The 1,614-nt window shown below is 36.9% G+C and carries 3 protein-coding genes; all 3 read right to left on the reverse strand.

Features of this window, described 5'->3' with window-relative positions:
• Positions 1-32 precede the first annotated feature (32 nt).
• Genes IJ258_RS08765 through IJ258_RS08775 form a run of 3 tightly spaced genes read right to left on the reverse strand, consistent with a single transcriptional unit; the run spans position 33 to position 1,488 of the window.
• Positions 33-509 (reverse strand): hypothetical protein, encoded by a 477-nt coding sequence (locus tag IJ258_RS08765; RefSeq protein ID WP_292805934.1) that lies wholly within the window; start codon positions 507-509, stop codon positions 33-35.
• Positions 506-967, reverse strand: a complete 462-nt coding sequence (locus IJ258_RS08770; RefSeq protein ID WP_292805936.1) for a hypothetical protein — start codon at positions 965-967, stop codon at positions 506-508. Before IJ258_RS08770 ends, IJ258_RS08765 begins: the two co-directional genes overlap by 4 nt.
• Positions 968-969: 2 nt before the next feature.
• Positions 970-1,488: a hypothetical protein gene (locus IJ258_RS08775; protein ID WP_292805939.1), complete on the reverse strand. Its 519-nt coding sequence runs from the start codon at positions 1,486-1,488 to the stop codon at positions 970-972.
• Between the last annotated feature and the right edge of the window lie 126 nt (positions 1,489-1,614).

Genomic DNA, 1,614 nt, shown 5'->3' on the forward strand with positions numbered 1-1,614 from the left:
GACTGAAAAGCTCATTGGTAATATTATCAAGATCACTGTTCATTGCTTTCAGCCTTTCTAAGTTCATCGATCTCTTTTATGATGCGACTATCTTTCATGGGATTGTAATAAGGATCAGCCATTGTATTCACAAGACCACTTTTTGAAAGTATAGTTATCGCTACACCCTCAAATAACTCTCCGGCTTGCTCCCAATACTTATCCATGTCAACCTTATAGTAGAGGTAACCAATAAATCTTATAGGATCATTAATCGGGTGATCAGCAGCTTCGTAGTATACAAAAAGGTTTACAAAATTGATAACCTCTTCGGGAGTTTTACAATTTGTGTAAAGATGATCCATCCAAGCGAGAGCAATTTCCTCCCAAGAATAGTTCTCAAATAATTCCCACGATGCTTGTAAATGTTCTTCATGATCTTCAGGATCAAAACTATCATCTGTAAAGCGACAGTTTAGCAGATAATTCGTATATTCTTCTATCGTTTTCGCCTTAGTGTTATTCATCATAAATTTTCTTCCCTCAGTTTCTCAACCTCAGCTATTATATCAGGGTCTTTTTCAGGTATATAATCCGTGTTCCAAAACGGGTCATGACTTTTATCGCTTTTAGTGGATAATAAATCCTTAACCAAGCTGTCCATTATATCTACTGCATCATATTTCCACGGTTCAAGATTCATTCTGTAGAAAAGATACCCTAAAAAAGAGTAAGGAAAGTCGATGCTTTTAGGACTATAGCAATTATATCCCCAATACATATGAGCAAAATTGCAGGCAGTATCACCATCAAGACACTCTGTTCGCATATATTTGTTTATTGCCTCAAAAACAGATTCCCAGCCACATTCGTGTACAAGTTTGTCATATTTTTCTTGTAGCATATCCTCTTCCTCATCTGTAAGTTCCTCGTCCCAATGACGATTAAACAAAAAATAAATGTTTTCATATAATTCTGATTTATCCATAATTACCTCCATTTAAAGCCTTTGTCAGACACTTCTGGATTTGTATCATAAAGTTTTTTTAGTGCTTTGTATACTTTTTCCATTGACTTCTGATTAGGACGAAAATGTCCACTGTCATTATTAATACTAAATATTTTACCTTTATGAAATGTAATCATTCCGGCACACTGTACTTGTGGGTCTTTACCACCAATCAATGTTGGATGTGGAGCACGCTTATGCTTTTCTGGATGATTGGGATTTACACGATTTCCAATAATGATAGTATCATTTTCATCTAAAACGTATGTGATTGAACCGTCTTGTCTTTTTCCGTCAATAACAACCCTATTCACATCTATTGCGTTGCTTAAGGCTGTTGCGGTAGGATTATGAAAATATCCTTTTTGAGGATCGTAAATATCTGGATCCGCCTTATCATTTTCAAGTGCTGTATCTACAACATGATAAGTTGGAGCAAAAGGCTGAGAACCGCTACCGCTTGAACTGCTTCCGTAAGGTCCGCCGCTACCGCTTCCCATCAGCGATCACCTCCCTGATGAGACTTTGTTGTCCAGTCGGGATAGTGAACAAATTTTGTAGTACCCAGGTAGTCACTAAATACAGACTTGTTCATAGAGCCATACACCAAAACTACAACAGGTTCA

The organism is Methanobrevibacter sp., assembly GCF_017468685.1.
Classification (GTDB): domain Archaea; phylum Methanobacteriota; class Methanobacteria; order Methanobacteriales; family Methanobacteriaceae; genus Methanocatella.

Bases quoted from the DNA above. Each gene is read 5' to 3' on its own strand.
- IJ258_RS08765 (WP_292805934.1), bottom strand. From the start codon at position 509: ATGATGAATAACACTAAGGCGAAAACGATAGAAGAATATACGAATTAT.
- IJ258_RS08770 (WP_292805936.1), bottom strand. From the start codon at position 967: ATGGATAAATCAGAATTATATGAAAACATTTATTTTTTGTTTAATCGT.
- IJ258_RS08775 (WP_292805939.1), bottom strand. From the start codon at position 1,488: ATGGGAAGCGGTAGCGGCGGACCTTACGGAAGCAGTTCAAGCGGTAGC.